General features: G+C 51.1%; 14 protein-coding genes. 10 read left to right on the top strand and 4 right to left on the bottom strand.

Annotation, left to right across the window (positions count from 1 at the left end; genetic code table 11):
* Positions 1 to 101 precede the first annotated feature (101 nt).
* Both lepA and EHT25_RS06170 read left to right on the top strand, forming a co-directional pair.
* Positions 102 to 1,889, top strand: a complete 1,788-nt coding sequence (gene lepA, locus EHT25_RS06175; protein ID WP_124872233.1) for a translation elongation factor 4 — start codon at positions 102 to 104, stop codon at positions 1,887 to 1,889.
* Positions 1,890 to 2,032: 143 nt separating this feature from the next.
* Positions 2,033 to 2,734 carry an OmpA family protein gene (locus EHT25_RS06170; protein ID WP_229311448.1) on the top strand — a complete coding sequence of 234 codons (702 nt, stop codon included), beginning with the start codon at positions 2,033 to 2,035 and terminating at the stop codon, positions 2,732 to 2,734.
* A 36-nt stretch (positions 2,735 to 2,770) separates the two neighbouring features.
* Here EHT25_RS06170 and EHT25_RS06165 read toward each other — a convergent pair whose 3' ends face one another.
* From EHT25_RS06165 to EHT25_RS06155, 3 genes are all read right to left on the bottom strand, one after another.
* Positions 2,771 to 4,207: a TolC family protein gene (locus EHT25_RS06165; RefSeq protein WP_124872221.1), complete on the bottom strand. Its 1,437-nt coding sequence runs from the start codon at positions 4,205 to 4,207 to the stop codon at positions 2,771 to 2,773.
* Positions 4,204 to 5,565 carry an HlyD family secretion protein gene (locus tag EHT25_RS06160; RefSeq protein ID WP_124872216.1) on the bottom strand — a complete coding sequence of 454 codons (1,362 nt, stop codon included), beginning with the start codon at positions 5,563 to 5,565 and terminating at the stop codon, positions 4,204 to 4,206. The genes EHT25_RS06165 and EHT25_RS06160 overlap by 4 nt, the downstream gene beginning before the upstream one ends.
* Before the next feature lie 110 nt (positions 5,566 to 5,675).
* A complete protein-coding gene (locus tag EHT25_RS06155) occupies positions 5,676 to 6,719 on the bottom strand; it encodes an ABC transporter transmembrane domain-containing protein (protein WP_124872210.1) in 1,044 nt (347 codons plus the stop codon).
* 447 nt (positions 6,720 to 7,166) lie between these two features.
* Between EHT25_RS06155 and EHT25_RS06150 the strand changes: the two genes are divergently transcribed.
* From EHT25_RS06150 to EHT25_RS06135, 4 genes are all read left to right on the top strand, one after another.
* Positions 7,167 to 8,174 carry a sensor histidine kinase gene (locus tag EHT25_RS06150; protein ID WP_124872207.1) on the top strand — a complete coding sequence of 336 codons (1,008 nt, stop codon included), beginning with the start codon at positions 7,167 to 7,169 and terminating at the stop codon, positions 8,172 to 8,174.
* Positions 8,174 to 8,935 (top strand): LytR/AlgR family response regulator transcription factor, encoded by a 762-nt coding sequence (locus EHT25_RS06145; RefSeq protein WP_124872204.1) that lies wholly within the window; start codon positions 8,174 to 8,176, stop codon positions 8,933 to 8,935. The genes EHT25_RS06150 and EHT25_RS06145 overlap by 1 nt, the downstream gene beginning before the upstream one ends.
* A 202-nt stretch (positions 8,936 to 9,137) precedes the next feature.
* Positions 9,138 to 12,284 carry a putative Ig domain-containing protein gene (locus EHT25_RS06140; protein WP_124872201.1) on the top strand — a complete coding sequence of 1,049 codons (3,147 nt, stop codon included), beginning with the start codon at positions 9,138 to 9,140 and terminating at the stop codon, positions 12,282 to 12,284.
* Between the two features lie 131 nt (positions 12,285 to 12,415).
* Positions 12,416 to 13,189 carry an oxygenase MpaB family protein gene (locus tag EHT25_RS06135; protein WP_124872198.1) on the top strand — a complete coding sequence of 258 codons (774 nt, stop codon included), beginning with the start codon at positions 12,416 to 12,418 and terminating at the stop codon, positions 13,187 to 13,189.
* A 148-nt stretch (positions 13,190 to 13,337) separates the two neighbouring features.
* Here the strand turns inward: EHT25_RS06135 and EHT25_RS06130 are convergent, their stop codons facing one another.
* Positions 13,338 to 15,068: an FAD-dependent oxidoreductase gene (locus EHT25_RS06130; protein ID WP_124872195.1), complete on the bottom strand. Its 1,731-nt coding sequence runs from the start codon at positions 15,066 to 15,068 to the stop codon at positions 13,338 to 13,340.
* A 164-nt stretch (positions 15,069 to 15,232) separates the two neighbouring features.
* Between EHT25_RS06130 and EHT25_RS06125 the strand changes: the two genes are divergently transcribed.
* The 4 genes from EHT25_RS06125 to EHT25_RS06110 all read left to right on the top strand — a co-directional run bounded on the left by EHT25_RS06125 (position 15,233) and on the right by EHT25_RS06110 (position 19,568).
* The gene (locus tag EHT25_RS06125; protein ID WP_124872192.1) at positions 15,233 to 16,909 is read left to right on the top strand and encodes a pyruvate dehydrogenase complex dihydrolipoamide acetyltransferase; all 1,677 of its coding nucleotides are present in this window, start codon (positions 15,233 to 15,235) and stop codon (positions 16,907 to 16,909) included.
* Positions 16,910 to 17,011: 102 nt separating this feature from the next.
* Entirely contained in the window at positions 17,012 to 17,551 is a 540-nt protein-coding gene (hslV, locus tag EHT25_RS06120) for an ATP-dependent protease subunit HslV (RefSeq protein WP_124872189.1), read from the top strand.
* A 117-nt stretch (positions 17,552 to 17,668) separates the two neighbouring features.
* A complete protein-coding gene (locus EHT25_RS06115; RefSeq protein ID WP_124872187.1) occupies positions 17,669 to 19,159 on the top strand; it encodes a sensor histidine kinase in 1,491 nt (496 codons plus the stop codon).
* Entirely contained in the window at positions 19,152 to 19,568 is a 417-nt protein-coding gene (locus EHT25_RS06110; RefSeq protein WP_374756150.1) for a response regulator, read from the top strand. Before EHT25_RS06115 ends, EHT25_RS06110 begins: the two co-directional genes overlap by 8 nt.
* Positions 19,569 to 19,572 lie beyond the last annotated feature (4 nt).

The following is a 19,572-nucleotide window of genomic DNA, read 5'->3' as shown; positions in this document are numbered from 1 at the left end:
CTTCGACCGTATCGACGGCCCGGCGCTGACAGGGTTAACGCAATCTGCGGTTTTTTGAGTATTTTTGTATTTCCACTGAGATAGACAACCGTTTTCACAACGTGAAGCATATTCGTAATTTTTGCATTATTGCCCATATCGACCACGGTAAAAGCACCTTGGCCGACCGATTACTGGAGTTTACAAAAACCATTGGCGAGCGCGACATGCAGGCTCAGTTTCTGGATGACATGGACCTGGAGCGGGAACGCGGGATCACCATCAAGAGCCACGCTATTCAGATGGATTACCTCTACAAAGGGGAAAAATACACGCTCAACCTCATCGATACGCCGGGTCACGTTGACTTTTCGTACGAAGTTTCCCGCTCTATAGCCGCTTGCGAAGGTGCGTTGCTGCTCGTGGATGCGTCGCAGGGAACGGAAGCTCAAACGATTTCGAACCTGTATCTGGCGATGAATAACGATCTGGTTATCATCCCGGTTTTGAACAAGATCGACTTGCCTGGCGCCATGCCGGAAGAAGTGAAAGACGAAATGGTGGATCTGATCGGCTGCGAACGCGAAGACATCATTCCGGCGAGTGGCAAAGAAGGGATCGGGATCGAAGCCATTTTGAACGCCATCGTCGAGCGGGTACCACCTCCAACCGGCGATCCCGAAGGCGAGTTGCAAGCCTTGATTTTCGATTCCCAGTTTAATTCCTATCGAGGCATCGAAGTTATTTTCCGGGTTAAGAACGGCCGCATACGCAAAGGCGATAAGGTTAAATTCATGGCGACCGGGAAAGAATATTTCGCGGACGAAATTGGTACGCTGAAGCTGAGTCAGGTTCCCAAAGATGTCATCGAATGCGGGGATGTCGGTTACCTGATTTCCGGCATTAAAGTGGCGAAAGAAGTAAAAGTAGGGGATACGATTACTCATTTGGCCCGGCCTTCATCTACTGCCATTCAGGGTTTTGAAGAAGTAAAACCGATGGTTTTTGCCGGGATTTACCCGGTCGATACCAGCGAATTCGAAGAGCTTCGGGAAGCCATGGAAAAGTTGCAGCTCAACGATGCTTCCCTGGTTTGGGAACCGGAAACCTCGGCGGCCTTGGGTTTCGGTTTCCGATGCGGTTTTCTGGGCATGCTGCACATGGAAATCGTGCAGGAACGTCTGGAGCGCGAGTTTGATATGACCGTCATTACCACCGTACCATCGGTGCGGTTTGAAGTAATTACAACGAAAGGTGAAACGCTTCAGGTGAGTGCCCCGGCCGAAATGCCTGACCCCAGCAGCATCGACTGGATCGAAGAGCCGTTCATTAAAGCACAGATCATCAGCAAGGCCGAATATGTGGGAGCCATCATTGGATTGTGTATGGACAAACGGAGTTTGTTCAAAAACCAGGTGTACCTGACTGCCGATCGCGTTGAACTTCAGTTTGAAATGCCGCTGGCGGAAGTGGTTTTCGACTTTTTCGATAAACTGAAAACCATCTCGCGCGGATATGCCTCGCTCGACTACGAATTTCTGGGTAACCGGGAATCGACGATGGTGAAACTCGACATCATGCTGAACGGCGAGGGAGTCGACGCGCTTTCGGCTATTGTTCACCGGGATAAAGCCTACGAGTGGGGCAAAAAACTTTGCGAAAAATTGCGCGAATTGTTGCCCCGCCAACAGTTTGAAATTGCGATTCAAGCGGCAATCGGGCAGAAAATCATCGCCCGCGAAACCGTGAAAGCCCTTCGGAAAGACGTTTTGGCCAAATGTTACGGGGGTGACATCAGCCGGAAACGCAAACTGCTGGAAAAACAGAAAAAAGGGAAGAAGCGGATGCGCCAGGTCGGAAACGTAGAAATTCCGCAGGAAGCCTTCATGGCGGTTTTGAAAATCAACTAATCAAGTGCCAGTTATGGTTTTTAGTTCATGATGGGATGACGCATTCGTGTCTTCGCAATCTAAACTAAAAACCATATTTTTTTGAAATCCCGATGCGCTACGGATATTTAGTTGTTTGGCTAATCATTTTATTCCATACTAATGTGCGGGCTCAACCTGCGGCAAAACGTATTACCACGCACATTACCGATTTCGTAATCAAGGCGCTGGACGAACAAACTAAAACTGAAATTCCGGCGACGTATCGCGTAAAGGCAGTGCTCTCGAAGAAAACGTTTACGGGGCAAAGTGTCCCCGGACGGCCTTTTGCTTTTACGCTCGGAAAAGCCGATACCGTCATTATCAACACAACTGCCAAAGGCTATTTTGTCATGGAAGAAGTGCTGCTGGTTCCCTGCGATACCTGCGCCAACTATGAACACCTTGCCTTGATGGAAAAAGCGGTTTCAGAAAAAACGGTGGCTGAAAAGCCGGACAGTGTTTTTCGGGATTTAAAAGTCAATGATAAAATCCGACTCGATAATGTGTATTTTGATCAGAGTAGTTACATACTCCGCAAAGAGTCGTATCCGCAACTTGATAAATTGCTGAACACGCTAAACCGTTATCCCAAACTGGTCATCGAGATCGCCGGACACACCGACAATGTCGGCGACCGGCGATTGAATCAGTCCCTGTCCGAAAACCGGGCGCGGGTGATTACCAACTACCTCATCCAGCGGGGAATCGCCGAAAACCGCCTGCAATTCCAGGGCTACGGCGATAACCGGCCAGCGGCTCCCAACGATAATGAACCCAACAAAAAACTTAACCGACGGGTGGAATTTACCGTGCTGCAACTGTAAAATCCTCCGGGACCAACACCGCGTTTTTGTCCAACCTTACGGCGTCGTTCCGGCCCGGTAATACAGGTCGGCGATGGCTTTCTGGTATTTCGATTTCATTTCTTCCCACTTGATTTGCAGGTCGATCAGCTTGGTTTCACGGGTGTTGATCAGAAAAAGCGAACTTTCGCCCATGTCAAATTTCTGTTGCTCCGCCTGTACCAGACGCTGCTGATTCTGAACGGTTTGCTGCTGAACCTGCATTTGCCGCTCCAACGTTTTGAGCTCATTCCAGGCGGTCCGGATGTCGTTGGCGATGTCGCGGTTGACCTGCTGGCGCTCCAGATTGATTTGCTGGGCTTTGATTTGAACCTGCTGCAATTTGCCCCGCTCTTTGCGCAGGAAAAGCGGTAAAGCAAAGTCGAGCCCCACTTTATAATTTGTGCTGCGAAAACCGTAGTAAGCAGGCAGGCCGTTGATCTCACCAAAAACCGGCAAACCGCTCAGCAGACTGGCGCTGACGTTAAACTGGGGTCTCAGTAGCGACCGTCGAAACCGCTCCTCAATCGCCAGCTGGCGCTCCTTGGTTTGGAGTTTGGTCAACTCCGGATGCAGTTCAGCCGCGCGGTTGAGGAGGTTTTGCACAACGGGTTCATCGAGATAGCCCACCAGCGCCCCTTGCGGAACGACCCGTTCCGGCAGTTCAACCGGTTGACGGTCGGCGTTCCACAAAAACGCCATGAGCCGAAGGCGGGTATTTTGCAGGGCAACCACGGACTGCTCGCGCTGAACCTGACGATCCTGCGCCGTGATGAGGGCTTCTGTCGTGTCGATGGCGGCTACATCACCCAGCAGCGCACGGTCGCGGGTGGCCCGAAACCGGGTATCGGCGAGTCGTAACCCATCATCCAGCAACCGGAATTGCTGGTAGGCAAAAAACCAGTCCCAATACGTTTTGGCGGCATCGAACAGCGTTTTGTTAATCAGCTTGAGCCGATCCGCTTCGGCCAGATCGATGGCGAGCTGGGCCTGGCGCAGGGTGTTCCGGCGGGCATCGATGAGAAGCCCCTGACCAATTGGCACCGACACGCCAATGCTGGTCAGCCCCGGCGTTGCCAACCGTTCTTCCGGGTTAACGTATTTTCCCCCAAACCGGTCGTGGGTGATTTTCAGATCGATTCCTCCGGGCAGGATGGGAACCGCCAGTCCCGACTGCCATTTGTCGTAATAAAGCGTATTTCCAAATTGCTTTTTATCGTAAGACGAAAACAGCTTTGGATCGAACGCGCCCCGGGCCTGAAGCACTTCCTGCTGGGCTTCCTGGCTCAGCAGTGACGATAACCGGACGATGGGGTGGTATTGGGTAACGGCGTTGAAGAACTCAGCCGCCGTAAACGTAAGCGTGTCGGCTGGTTGGGCTTTAGCCGGTTTTGATCCCAACACCAGTGTTCCGATCAGCAGGACAATTTTTAAAATACCGACGACGGTTTTCATTTTTTCGCCCCCTCCCCGGAACTGCCTGGCTCTGCTTTCAGACTGGGCGGAAAACCGTTGAGTTTTCGCCAGATTTCATACCAGATCGGAACATTGTCGAGCATCACCCAGCCGTAGACGCCCGACCCGACCCGCAACTGCTTAGGCCAATTGGGGTCTTTGTCACTCACCTGCGGTTCAATCAGCAGCCGGTATTTTCCGTTGGTGCTGCTGACGGCGTCGATGACGGAGACTTGTCCCCCGAAAGTTCCAACGGCGACATTGGGCCATCCCGAAAACTGCACGGCGGGCCAGCCGTCGAATTCCAGGCGCACGTGCCGACCCGGCTGAATGAGCGGAACGTCGTTGGGCCGAACGTAGAGTTCAACGGCGACGAGCGGTTTGTCGGGTTGCAGCGTGGCAATGGACTCACCTTCCTTGATGGTTTCGCCAATACCGGCTTTGAGCGCCCGAACGACGTACCCACTCTGCGGAGCCCGAATGACGTACATGCCCCGGCGCACATCAACACTACTGATTTTGTTGACAAGCTTGGAAATTTCGCCGTCGATTTCGGTCCGGTACGAAACCGCCGAACTGCGATCTGACTGCGTTTTTGCAAGTTTTTCCTGGTAATCGGCCTGGATGGTACCGAGATCCAGCTGCGCATTCAGCAACTCCTGGCGCGTGACATTCAGTTTGTTTTCCTGGGCAATCACTTTGGCGTAGTCTTCCTGCACTTTCAACCGGCGCGACTCCAGATCCGTCAACGAAAACAAACCGCTCTGATACCCTTTTTCGTACCGTTGAAGCCGATCCTGCGCAATTTTGAACGTATTCTGAATGGCAATCAGATCCGTGCTATCACTAACTACTTTAAAATGAGCCTGACGAACTTTATTCCTTGCCGCCGACAGTTTAACCGCGAGCCCGTTTTCGAGGGCGGTTTTCTGACCATCGAGAGCCGCAATTTTAGCGTCGGTAGCCACCAGACTTCCCTGTTTGGCCTGCAACTGTTCTTTCAACCGAAGCGGGAGTTTGGGGTCAAAATATTCATCCTTAATTTCAGATATAACCAGCAGCGTATCGTTGCGCTGGACAAACTGGCCCTCGCGAACTTTCCACTGTTCGATTCGCCCGGCAATCGCATTTTGCAAGGTTTGTGGTCGATCCTGCGGGGTTAGGGCCGTTACGGTACCTTCCCCGTTGATGTTTTGCCGCCAGGGTAAAAACAACGTACAGATTCCGACAGCCAGTACGATCAACATCCAGCGTCCCAGCCGACGACCCGCGCGTAACGCGGGTAGCTCCCGCAGGTTTTTGAGCGGAAGCGCGTCGATCTGCTTTTTGTCAATTCGTTGATTTGATATATTCAGCATTTTTAGTGTATCCTTTTTAGTTTGTCGTTTACTGTTCAGGTCAACCATCACGCTACCAATGCGTGGAGTCGATCGAAACCATAAACTCTAAACGGGTTTTAACCAGGCATTCAGAAAATGGATGGGGAGAAAACCGGTGATTGTACGGGCTGGTTGGCCGGCGATTCGGGCTCAATGTCGTCCATCGGGAGGTCGGTTACGTTGCCCATTTTTTCGACAGCGGTCAGCATATCGAAAACCGTATCGATGCCCATGATCAGTTTTTCAACCGACCCTGTAATCAGGACGATCACCAGTTCGGCCGCTACGAACTGACCGAGAGTCATTTGCCGGTCGACTACCAGGGCCGTACCCAGAATCAGCAAACCGCCGGTTACCACCGTCTTGAATGCCAGTGCATTGTAATAAAACCGCTTCAGCACCTGAAAATGCTGGTTGCGGTATTCGAGGTAATGCCCGACGTATTCGTCGGTTCGCATCAATGGTTCGTTTACGCGCTGGGGATTCCGGTAATCGTCCAGCCGATTGGCGATGTCTTCCAGCCAGGCGGCCATTTTATATTTGTACTTTGACTCACTCAGGCTGGTTCGTAATCCGCTGGGTCCCAGTAACCAGACAATGACGATAACCGCAATCAGTGTGAAAAGCCCGAAGACCAGAAAAACCGGGTGGTAAAAGGAGAGAAGCATGATGCCGAACAGAATCTGAATGGCGGCCGCCATCAGATCGATCAACAGCTTGGGCATGCCCTTCTGGATGGTTAGCACGTCAAAAAACCGGTTCATCAGTTCCGGAGCCTGCTGTCCCTGCAAAGCCTCAGGCCGGATGCGGGGCAGCCGGTAGGTAAACTCCAGGGCGGCTTTGGCAAACAGGCGTTGTTCCAGGACTTCGACCAAGGCCTGCTGACCAATCTGGATCAGACCGGTGATGATGACCCCCACGACGACCAGGCCAATTAATACGTACACCGAACTGAACACCATTCCGCCCGAAACGAGGTTGAAAACCGCTTGCACCCCCAGGGGTAACGACATGCTGATTAAACCCGCCACCAGGGCATAGAGACAAACGTACCAGATGTCGCGCTTTTCGGTACCCAACAGCCGAATGAGACGTTGGAGGGGGGTGATATGTGATTGAGTATTTGATGCCATAAGATTTAAAGTAAAGGTGAATCGTCCTCGCCAAAGAATCGTGCTGTTCTCGAAGCCAGCTCGATTTAAAACCGGGTTTGGTAAATCGTTAGATTGGATGATTACAAAAACATATTACCAATTAAAAAAGTATTAGTTTTGACGTAAAAGGCTAAATGCACGTGTACGACAACAAAAGTACGGAAAATGGTAGTAGCCAAAATTAGAGGATGGTTAGAAGTCGTCTCAGAATAGTATAAAAATGCTATTTTCGAAGTATAGGTATATTTCCGGGAGTGGAATGACCGGAAGGCGGAGCGTTTTTGAGGCTGGAAAAAAAACGATCCATTTTTGCCCGTTCATCCGCGGTGTTGGTTTCATCAGGAAAGCTGCGGATATTGCATCCGGTAAATAGTCCTCCAGCGTCCCGGCATCCATCCTCCAGCCCAGCAAACATTCGACCGTAAAATGCGTTCACTAAATCGAATTATCTGGCTGGGCGTCTTGTGTTCCGTATTTATTGCGGTGATGGGAATGATCGCCCGCGATGTTTACCATCCTAATATATCCCTCTATAAACTGGTAAAGTACGGGCTGGCGGTATCCATGCTGCTGCTGATCATCTGGTTTGTTAATCTCTGGTTTTACTTTTTTTTTAAGAATAAAAAGCCTGTTTCAACGGTCGTTAAGGTCGCCGTCATTTCCCTCACTGATTTTGGGCTCATTGGTCTTTTTATTGTCCTGAAACGGTATGGTTTATTCGCATCCTTTCAGGATTATTTTCTGCTCGACATGCAGGTTTTCGTTCGATTCTTTCTGGCGGTCCTTTGGACCACCTCCGTCCAATTCACGTTTATCAATGCCATACAAAAGGAAGTTCTTATTCAACACAATGAACAATTGCGGAACGAAAACCTGGTCGCGGAGCTGGAAGGATTAAGGCAGCAGATCAACCCGCACTTTTTGTTTAATTCGCTGGGTACCCTTCGGGTTATGGTTCGTGATAAGGATGAAAATGCGGAGGAGTACATACTTCGTTTGGCAGCGGTTTATCGTCAGTTTCTGAGTAAACGAAACGATAGCACGACAACGTTACAGGAAGAATTGGGGTTTCTGGAAAACTACCTGTTTATGCTGAAATTCCGGTATGAAGCCGGGCTTAACCTGCTAATTGATCTTGACGCCACCAATCAGTTCAAACACCTGCCTACCGGCTGTTTGCAACTGTTGATGGAAAATTGTATCAAACACAACGTCGTTTCGACCAGTAAGCCACTTTCGGTCCGGCTTTATCAGGAAAGCCCCGCGTCGATTACGGTCGAAAATAACAAACAACCCAGGCAGACGCAGGAAGAATCTACGGGTATCGGGCTCGATAACCTGCGAAAACGGTATGCGTTATTGGGCCGTTCTGATGCCGTAACAATCCGGGAGACCGACCATTTATTTGCCGTATCCATCGCGCTGATCAACTGATGACGATTCTGATTATTGAAGATGAACCCAGGTTAGCCCGGATTTTACAGGAACTTGTTCAATCAGTGCGGCCCGAGGCACACGTATTGGGGATCTGCAGTAGTATTGAAGAAACCGTTCACTTCTTCAGGACATCGACGCAAACGCCGGATGTGCTGTTCATGGATGTGAAGCTGGCCGATGGCAACAGCTTTGAAGTTTTCAAGCAGGTCTCCATAACCGCTCCGGTTATTTTCTGCACCGCGTATGATGATTTTATGCTGGATGCCTTTAAAACAAACGGGATCGATTATATCCTGAAACCGGTGACGGAGGCCGACATCCAAGCTGCTTTTACCAAGCTGGACACCATCACCAAAGCACTTCTGCCGAATCTAACTTCCACAAGTCAGCGGCTGAGTAATCCGCCGACCGTAACGCGCTACAATACGTCTTTTTTGGTGCGACTTCGCGAAAAGCTGGTCCCGGTTTCGGTCAATGATATTGGGGTGATTTCGTTCGAGAATGATATGGTCTGTCTGTACACGACAAAGAATGAGCAGTTTCGCTTGTTCAAGACAATGGATGAGGTGGAAGCCGTGCTGGACCCGGCCGTGTTTTTTCGGATCAACCGGCAAATGATCGTGAGTCGCCCGGCCATTGTGGCGATTGAACCGTATTTCAACCGGAAAATAGTACTTACCCTTCTTTGTAAACCGGCTGAAAAACCGGTTGTCAGCCGTCTGAAAGTCTCCGCATTTCTGAACTGGATGGAAAAGTAACCAGCGGTTTGTTCAATTCGACCGTCAATTTGTTCACTTCGGATCTTTTTTTTATAACGGGTTACCTGGCCAATCCAACTTTGGGAATTTGTACGGGTCAACACCCGCTTTCCGCATCGCGCTGCCGTGCGAAGGAACGGGAGCTGGCTTTCTTCTCCTTTTATTCAACGCTGCATTTTTTGCGTCCTACTCCCATGTTACTATGAACGATCATCTACGTACCTTCTTACAATTCCCTCAGCCCGCGCGCCAAGGACTTTTCCGGATTGATTCCCGGCATCAACGGTTTTTTTGGCTAGGTTGGCTGCTGCTGATGGCCAGTCTGACGGCCCAGTCCCAATCCGCCACGATCCGCTACGTTAAAGCGGGCGGTTCTGGCAATGGACAGTCCTGGGAGACCGCCAGCGGAAACCTGCAGGCCATGATCGACGAAATCGGAGTGACCCAGGTCTGGGTGGCTCAGGGTGTTTACAAGCCTGGCATCGACCGCAACGCCAGTTTTGCCATGAAAGCGGGGGTTGCCATTTACGGAGGATTTCTGGGGGAAGCTGCGGAAGATGAACTGGCGGATCGCCCGGCGGTGAATCCTGTGACGGGTAATCCCTCCTCCAGCACGCTCTCGGGCGAGCTCAGCCCGGGTACCAATTCCTACCATGTAATCAACAACCCGGGAGGGCTGACCAACACGGCGGTGTTGGACGGCTTTGTTATCACGGGCGGACAGGCGTATGGGGATGGACCAAATACTTATGGTGGGGGGATGTACAACGACGGGAGTAGTCCGAGCCTGGTAAACTGTCTTTTTGTTGGCAATGGTGCAGGGAACGGCGGAGGTATAATTAACATTAATTGTAGCCCAACCCTGACGAATTGTCTTTTTAAGGAAAATTTTGGAGGTATTGGAGGAGGGATGCAGAATGCTGGAAGTAGCCCAAACCTAACGAATTGTCTTTTTCAGAACAATTCAGGCTCGCGTGGCGTCGGAATGGCCAACTCTAGTGGTAGTAATGCGATCCTGATCAATTGCCAATTTAAGGGTAATTTATCAGGTAACATTGGTGGAGGGTTATTTAACTATGACAGTAGCCCGAAGCTGTACACCTGTAGCTTTCAGGGTAATTCGGCGGCTTACTACGGTGGCGCGATGTATAACTATTCGACTGGGTACAGCCCTGAAAGCAGCCCGAGTCTGTACAACTGTAGTTTTCAGGGTAATACGGCAGGTTACTCCGGTGGTGGGGTATATAACACAGGCGATTTTAATCCGATGGATTTTACCGAAGTTGGTAGTAAAACAAGCCTTACTAATTGTGTGGGTTTTAGCAACGGTGGGAGCAATACATTTTATAATTCTTCAAATTCCTCGGTGACGGCCAGCTACAGCCTGTTCGATGAAGCAGTTACTGGTTACAACGATGACAACACCAACCTTAAAACCACTACTTCGCCGTTCATCTCCGGAACCGATCTGAGCCTATCTGCCTGTTCAAAGGCCATCAACGCTGGTGATCCCACCAGCACCACCGCGACCGTCGGTGCCTCCGACCTGGCAGGCAATCCCCGCATCGTGGGCGGACGGATCGACATGGGAGCTTACGAGTACCAGTCAACACCGAGCCAGCCACTGGAGATCACCCAGCAACCCGCCAGCAGTTCGACTGTTTGTCAGGGAGCTACGGTCACCACCAGCGTTTCGGTTACCGGCACTGTCAGCAGCTACCAATGGTACAAAGGCGGAGCGTTGCTCGCTGACCAGACTTCGGCCACGCTGACCTTGGGTAATGTAGAGAACAGTCAGAGTGGAAGTTATTCAGTGGTCATTACGGGCTGCAATAGCCTAACCTCAGCGGTTTTCCAACTTACAGTCAATTCGGCAGGTACGGCTCCGGTTTTGAGTCTTGTCGGGACAACCTTACCTATTCTTCAAAACACGCTGGGGGTTTCACTGACCATCACGGGCTGTTCGGGAAATTCGAACTGGAGCGATAGTAAGGGAAATACCGGTATCGGTAACAGCATATCCGTTCCGACCTCCACTACCGGCACCACTGTATATTCGGCGACTTGCACCGGCGGAAGCTGTCCGAGTCTGCCGGGAAGTTTCACGCTCACCATTGATCCACCTGTCACCAGCGGTTCGTTCGATGGTTTTATCAACGGCGCGGATTGTGGGAGTTTTCGTGGCTGGGCCTGGGATCGCAACAAACCGAATACCGTTTTCAATGTCACTATCCTGGATGGCGCAAAGGTATTGGGGACTATTCCGGCGGGTGATTTCCGGCAGGATTTGCTGGATGCGGGAAAAGGGAACGGCAAACATGCCTTCCGATTTACGATTCCGGAAACCATCAAAGACGGTTTTGCACACAGTCTCTCCGCGCGCATGGAGGGAAGCAGTTTTATCCTCAAGGATTCGCCCAAAGCCATCGTTTGCCAAAGCAGCACCACGCCGGTCGGCAATAAGCCGCCCGTTCCACCCGCTACCATCCTGATTGCTCCACTGGCGGCTCAGGTTGGCGTTCCGTTTTCGGGTACACTGGCAGCCTTTACCGATCCGGAAGGTGGAACGCTAAGTTACGGGTTAACCGGTTTGCCGGATGGACTCATCCTTTCGACTTCGACTCGGGTGATCAGTGGAACGCCAACGGCTGCGGGGAATTTCGCGCTGGCGTATTCAGCAACTGATGTAGCAATGGCCACCAACAGCGTGAGTTTTGTACTGACAGTCAATCCGGCATCGACGACATCAGTGACAGGAAGTTTTGAAGGCTATCTGGACAAAGTAGAATGCGGTACGATCCGCGGCTGGGTGTGGGACCGCAATCAGCCGAACGCGCCGGTGACGGTGGAGTTTTACACCGGCAGCACGGTTTGGGGCAGTACGGTGGCGAACATCTACCGGGCAGATTTAAAAACGGCGGGAAAAGGCAATGGGAATCATGCCTACAGTTTTGAGGTACCTTCGGCCTTAAAAGACGGCAATACCCGGGTGATTTATGGTCGGATTCAGGGCAGTACGTTTGTATTGAAAGACTCCGGTAAACCATTGACGTGTTCGCCCTCGGGCAGTCGGGTGTCGGCGGAAGGAGGTGGAACACTTTCGGTAGCGGTTTTGGGCAATCCGGTTTTGGAGGAGGTAGTCGTGGAAATTCGGGGCGCGGGAGGTGCTCCATTGCAAATGAATCTGTTTGACAGTAAAGGGTTAACGGTGACCGAACGCGCGATTTTACAATCGAAAAATGTTGAATACCAAACGTTTACTCTGAAAAATCAATCTCCGGGGCTGTTCATCCTTCGGGTGGAATCATTGGGACAAGTGCAATCGGTGAAACTACTTCGGGGACAATAGATCGATTGCCCGCTCAACGAAGGGATTATACTGTGAAGCGTCCGCCGGTTGTGTCGTCGAAGACACCAAACCAGCGGGCGCTTTTTTTAGTAAATTAGCGTTATCAATGGGAACCTGAAGTGATTGCATCCATGCCGTATTTTGTTCGTGAAGATTCGATTGTTAAAAAAATCTGGGGTGATGCCGATGTGATCCTGCTCATTTTTGCGGGCGGGGCTGCTGAGTTTGCCCTGAACCGGTCGGTCGACTGGCTTTTTTATACGGGGAAATTACCCGCCGATCCGATTGGCCGGTTATTTTCGACGGTGAAATACGCTCAGGAAATTGTTTTTATGCCGCAGGAAAAAGCCGTTGCGGCCATTAACCGGATGCGAATGATTCACGGCGGTGTGGAGAAAAGCCGGGGCTACCAGATTCCCGATTGGGCCTACCGCGACGTCCTGTACATGCTGATTGATTATTCCGAACGGGCTTTCGAACTTCTGCACCGACCCCTAACCGACCCGGAGCGGGCTGAGCTTTTCGACGTATTCCGCCGGGTGGGCGAGGGCATGGGGGTTCCGGAAATACCGCAAACGTACGACGCCTGGCTGATCGACCGACAGCTTCATTTGTCGCGGGACCTGGTTCACAGCCCGTTTACGGACAAACTTTTCGAACGATACCGCGAAGAACTTGGGAACTGGCGGTACGGTTTGCTTCTGCAATCGCAGTCGTTGCTGGTTCCTGAAATGGTCAAAAAGTTACTGCCCTTGCCCGAACGCCCGGTTTTGGCGTCCATGATGTGGTTGTATAAAGTACTGGAAAAGTTGCAGTTGCGGGCGATCACCCAACGGATTTTGATGCCGACGGCGTATCTCAAGCAAGTGCAGGAATTAGACCGGAAATTGCAATCGGTCCATTAATCCTTTCGAAAATAGACCGTTTCTGTTGCTTTGGCGGCTTCGCCCTCCGGTGAAATAGTGTACAAAGTTTACGGTTTTCAGTTTACGGAGGCTGACGCGTTCAAAAAGCAAGCGTCAGCCACCGTAAACTGAAGCCGTAAACCGAAAATTATTTCGCCCAATGCGTCTCAATTCCCTGACTGCGAATCCGGTTTTGAAATTCTTCCAGCAGCGGTTTTTGTTCCCGAACCGTGCGCGGGATCACGTTTTTACCGAGCGAAAATGCCACCAGTTGCCCGACCGCTTCGCCGATGCTCCATTCGACGGGATGCAGGCGGTAGCAGCCGTTGGTCAGATGCGTCGTGCCGATGTTTTTGTTGGCGGGAAGTAAATTTTCCATTCGTTTGGGTAACAAGGCGCCCAGCGGTATCTGAAACGGCAAAGACGCAAAATCGATGTAATTGTTGCCCTGACTACTTGGGTGTAAATCAATGTGATAATAACCAACGCCCACACTGTCGTAAAAATCGGCCGCCGTATTCCCGGTTTTCTGACCGGTGATCAACGCCCGGTTGGCCGCGCCGACGTGTTCTTCGAGAACCGTAAAAACCGCCTTGATCCGGCGGGATTCCCGCACATACGGATATTTTGCCATACCGTCTTCGGTGCCCATGATATCGGGCCGAAGGCGTAAACCCGGCCAGCCCAGACCCCCATCGGGGCGCGGAGCCTCGGTTTGCAACCAGTAAAAGAGCGAAAGACTAAGCTGCTTGGCCCAATCAACGTGCTTTTTGAATTCCTTGTCACTGACGCCCACCAGATTACCCGGAAAATAATCGTTTTGCGGCCAGTTAACGACCGTGATATCACTTTGGAAGGTGCCCGGCTTGAAATTGGCTTTGCGAATCAGCCGCCGGTAATTCCAGAGGTTCAGCAGGGAGCCGGTTTGAATTCCTTCGGGATGAAATCCCAATTGCTTGGGTTCCAGCGTGGAAGGATTCGAGTAGGAGAGGTCGAGCAGTTTGCCCGACCACGCGGGCGTTAACTTTGGCGTATAGTTGCGCCAGAAATCGTATTCCTTCGGTTTTTCAATGAGGTGATTTACTTTTCGTCCGTTGATTTCCGGCACATAATCCATCGCAAAACAAACCGTAAACGATTGCTGATTGGTCGGATCGGCTTTTTCGGGGGCGTGTAATTCGCCGGTTTCCTTTTTAGATTCGGTTCCGGTAACAAATTCCGTGTTAGTGAGGGGCAGTACATCGCCCAGTTCAGTGGCATCCACAAAATAGGGAGCCCTCAGCACCAGTTCTTTTCCACTGCGAAAACTGATGGCTTTCAACGCCCGAACCCGATCACCAGTCACATCGGCCCCGATGATTTTGTGTTCCAACAGCAAAATTAATTGCTGAGAACTGATGTAAGGAGCGAGCATTTCGAGCAAAACCGCTACCGCAACCCGTGGCTCGTGACACAGGCGGGAAACCGCTCCGTCGCCCGGATTTAAATTTTTACGGTTTTTAGCCTCGTCGGTCAGTGGATAATTTCGGCGGTAATAGTCCCGAACTCCGGTGCGAAAGGAGCGGTACAATTGTGTGGCGCCGTGGGTTTCAATCCATTGATGTTCGTCGGGAGGCACGCCCTGCTGGGCAATTTGTCCACCGATCCAATCGGTTTCTTCGGTCAAAATAACGCGTAAATTGGAGCGCAGTGCCGCTAATGCAGCCGCGCAGCCGCCTAAACCACCCCCAGCGACAACTACATCGGCCGAAAATTCGTTACTGGATTTAAATGGGGCCGACCAACGGGGTTCAGTCCGGGAGGGAGTTCCAGCAGTGAGGATCGATGGGGCGGCAATACTGCCAACTGTAACAGTTTCAATGAAATTTCGGCGATTCATACTTACATTACCGGGAAAAGAAAGGCGGATCGATTTTTGAACGGCAATTTGCAAATCAAAGCGGATATGTGGAAACTTCGCATCAGGTTAACCAACTTTCCCCGCTTTATTCTAATTTTGGACACGCGAAGTAGAACTACTGATATACTTGCATCAAACCACATATGGCAGAATTAATCCGAATGCCCAAGATGAGCGACACCATGACCGAAGGTGTCATCGCTGAATGGCATAAGAAAGTAGGCGACACCGTCAAGTCGGGCGACGTGCTGGCCGAGGTCGAAACCGATAAGGCCACGATGGACCTGGAGGCATACGACGAAGGAACCTTGTTATACATCGGTGTTGAAAAAGGACAGGCAGTTCCAATCGATGGCATACTCGCTGTGGTTGGAAAAGCCGGTGAAGATTTTAAAGGATTGCTGGATGGTTCCGGTTCTTCCAATGGCTCCAGCGAATCCAAAGCAGAGGCTCCCGCCGAAAAACCGGCTGCTCCGGCAGCGCCTGCTTCCAATGGAGCCGAACAACCCGCTCCGAAAGCGCCCGCTCCGGCGGCCACTATCAATGCTTCGATCATCCGGATGCCGAAGATGAGCGACACCATGACCGAAGGGACCATTGTAGCCTGGCATAAAAAAGAAGGTGACACCGTGAAATCGGGGGATGTTTTGGCGGAAGTCGAAACCGATAAGGCCACGATGGACCTGGAAGCCTACGAAGAAGGCACCTTGTTGTATATTGGCGTAAAAGAAGGCAGTGCAGTGGCTGTTGATGACGTGATTGCTGTCGTTGGGGAAAAAGGGGCGGATTTCAAAGCCCTGTTGCAGGGGGGAGGACAGCCAGCGGCTGCCGCTCCGGCTGCCGAAGCCCCCAAAACCGAAGCGACACCCGCAGCCGCTCCGGCCGAAACTGCCGGTTCCAATGGGCACGACAGCCGGGTTTTTGCCTCTCCGCTGGCCAAACAGATTGCCAAGGAAAAAGGCGTCAATCTGGCGCAGGTTCAGGGTTCTGGCCCCGATGGTCGCATTGTGAAACGCGATGTGGAAACCTTCCAGCCTGCGGCTACACCCGCCGTTCAACCGACCGCTCCGGCGACTCAACCTGCCAAACCGGCCGCTCCGCAACCAGCTCCGGTGGCTCAAACCGCCCCAACACCTCAGGGCGCTTTCGAAGATATTCCGGTTAGCCAGATGCGGAAAACCATTGCCCGTCGCTTGTCGGAAAGCCTGTTTACGGCTCCGCATTTCTATCTGACGATGGAAATTAACATGGACAAAGCGATGGAACTGCGTGGCAAAGTCAACGAAGTCAGTTCCGTGAAAGTGTCTTTCAACGATTTTGTTCTGAAAGCTGCGGCATTGGCGCTGAAGAAACACCCGGCGGTAAATTCCTCGTGGCTGGGCGACAAAATCCGCCGGTATTCGTACGTCAACATTGGCGTGGCCGTGGCCGTGGAAGATGGCTTATTGGTGCCGGTTGTTCGCAATGCCGACCAGAAAACGTTATCGACGATTGCTGCCGAAGTGAAGGATCTGGCGGGCAAAGCGAAAGATAAAAAACTCCAGCCGAAAGACTGGGAAGGCAGTACCTTCTCGATTTCCAACCTCGGGATGTTCGGCATCGACGAATTTACGGCCATTATCAATCCGCCGGATTCCTGTATTCTGGCAATTGGCTCGATCAAGCAAACCGTCAAATTTGAAGGAGAGGTAGCCAAACCAACGAACGTCATGAAAGTGACGTTGTCATGTGATCACCGCTCCGTCGATGGCGCAACGGGCGCTTCTTTCCTGCAAACCTTCAAAGGATTGCTGGAAAATCCGTTCGGAATGCTGGTGTAAAACCCGGTTTATAGTTTACAGTTTACGGTTTATGGTTCACGGTATAATTTCCCTGCTAGACACCATAAACTGTAAACTATAAATCATAAACTGAAAAAACGAATGCAGAAAATTCACGCTACAACCGTCGTTGGCATTCTGCACAACGGCCAGATTGCGCTTGGGGCTGACGGGCAGGCTACGATGGGCAATACGATTGCTAAAAGTAACGTTCGGAAAGTAAGAAGCCTGATGAACGGGAAAGTGCTGGCGGGTTTTGCCGGCTCGACCGCCGACGCTTTTACCCTGATTGAACGGTTTGAAGAAAAACTCAATGCCTACGGCGGAAATTTGAAACGCGCAGCCATTGAACTGGCGAAAGACTGGCGCACCGACCGGTATTTGCGGAAGCTGGAAGCCATGCTGATTGTTGCCTCGAAAGACGATATGTTGGTGATTTCGGGTACGGGCGATGTGCTCGAGCCCGACAATCAGATTGCTGCCATTGGTTCCGGCAGCATGTATGCCCAATCGGCCGCCATTGCCCTGAAAAAACACGCTTCCCAGTTGACTGCTGAAGAAATGGTGCGGGAAAGTTTGCACATTGCAGCCGATATCTGCATCTACACGAATCACAATCTGGTTGTTGAGACTATTAAATAGGTTTACGGTTTTTGGTTTACGGTTGGCTGATGCGCGTATCCAGTGATGCGCCAGCCAACCGAATACTGAAAACCGAATACTGTGCACTAAAAACCGATAAACTACGCAGTTCTTGTTATGAAAGGTTTGCGAGCAGTTTTGCCAAGGGCGGTCAGGAAGCGAATCACGTTCGGGTTCGGAACGGCTTTGCTGCTGATAGCGCTGGGATTCGGTCTAACCTTATTTAGTTACAACCAATACCGAAAAGCCAGCGTTCGCATTGAACATAGCCAGCAGGTAACCAACCGCTTAGGGCGGATTTTATCGCTTATTACGGATGTGGAAACCGGTGAACGCGGCTACCTGGCTTCTTCCGGCGACGGTATTTACCTGACCGCATTTGAAGACGCGTTGCCCCAGTTTTCACCGGAACTCGACCAGATTCGAAGCCTCGTTGCCGACAATCCCCAGCAGATCCGGAACCTCGATTCATTGACGAAACGGATCGATACGAAAATTGCCATGGCCAGCCAGCAGATTGATGCGGTTAAAAACAAACTTCCCATTTCCATCGCCCGGACGTATATGATGCTGGGGAAGGCGCGGATGGATCGGGTTCGTGAGCTATTGAAAAAGATGACGGAAATCGAGCAGGAGCGGTTTGATCTTTATTCCCGGGCTGCTGAGGATTCGTTCCGGAATACGCTGATTATCATATTTACCCTGTCGCTGCTAACGTTTGTAACGCTCATCGTTTCGTATAATCTTCTTGAAAATGAGCTAAATACACGTCAGAAAACGGAGGATCAACTTCGGGCGTACGAAGACGAGTTACAGGATAAAATACAGTTGCTCGAAATCTCCAACGAAGAGCTGGAGCGGTTTGCGTTTGTGGCGTCTCACGACATGCAGGAACCTCTGCGAAAAATCCAGTCGTTTGGCTACCTGCTTCGTGACCGGCACGAAATCGCGTTGACGGCGGATGGCATTATGTATTTGAATAAAATTCTGCAGTCGGCGGAGCGGATGTCGAAAATGATTAAGGATCTCCTCAATTTTTCCCGTATCTCCAGCAAAAAGGAGCCGTTTCGGTCGGTTCGTCTGGCCGATGTCGTTCAAGGCGTTCTGTCGGATCAGGAATTGAAAATAAATGCCGCGAATGGAACGTTTCATATTGACCGGCTGGCCACAATCGAAGCCGTTCAAAGCCAGATGGATCACCTGTTTTCCAATCTGATTTCGAACGCGCTGAAATTTACCAAACCGGATCAGCCACCGGTTATTACCATTCAGGGTGTTTCGGTCAACGGGGACGATTACGAAGAGCTGGTTCCTGGAAAGAAATATTATAAAATAACCATTGCCGACAACGGAATTGGATTTAACGAAAAATACATCGATCACATTTTCAAAATATTCCAGCGGCTCCACGGGAAAAGCTCTTACGAAGGCACCGGTATCGGTTTAGCCATTTGTAAGCGCATCGTAAACAACCACAAAGGCTTGATTACGGCCCAAAGCCAACCCAATGTGGGAACGACATTTATTATTGTATTACCCGAAAAGCAGAACCAGTCTGTTCACGACAATGCAACAACTCACGAAACCAGTACATATACTATTGGCTGACGACGACGAAGATGACCGGTTTTTGACGCGCGAAGCTTTTCGGCAGCAATTTCCGGTTACACAAATGAACATTGTAGAAGATGGTGAAGAACTGATGGAATTTCTGCGCCGGTCCGGGCGCTACGAAAGTTCGGATCACGCTTTGCCGGAGTTGATCCTGCTCGATTTGAACATGCCGCGCAAAGACGGCAGAGAAGCTTTGCAGGAAATTAAATCGGACCGGGAACTGCGCCATATTCCGGTGGTCATTCTGACCACCTCCGACGCTAGCATCGACGTTGAAAACTCTTACCTGTGGGGAGCTAATAGCTTCATTACCAAGCCTTCGTCGTTTAATAAGCTGATGGACATTACCCAGACGATCGGCAATTACTGGTTTAACGTTGTGAAAGTGAGTGGCCGGGATTAGGCCA

The sequence above is a fragment of the Larkinella rosea genome, assembly GCF_003858635.1.
In the GTDB taxonomy this organism is placed as follows: domain Bacteria; phylum Bacteroidota; class Bacteroidia; order Cytophagales; family Spirosomataceae; genus Larkinella; species Larkinella rosea.
The sequence above is the reverse complement of the archived record's forward strand: the minus strand, read 5'-3'. Positions and strand labels throughout refer to the sequence as shown.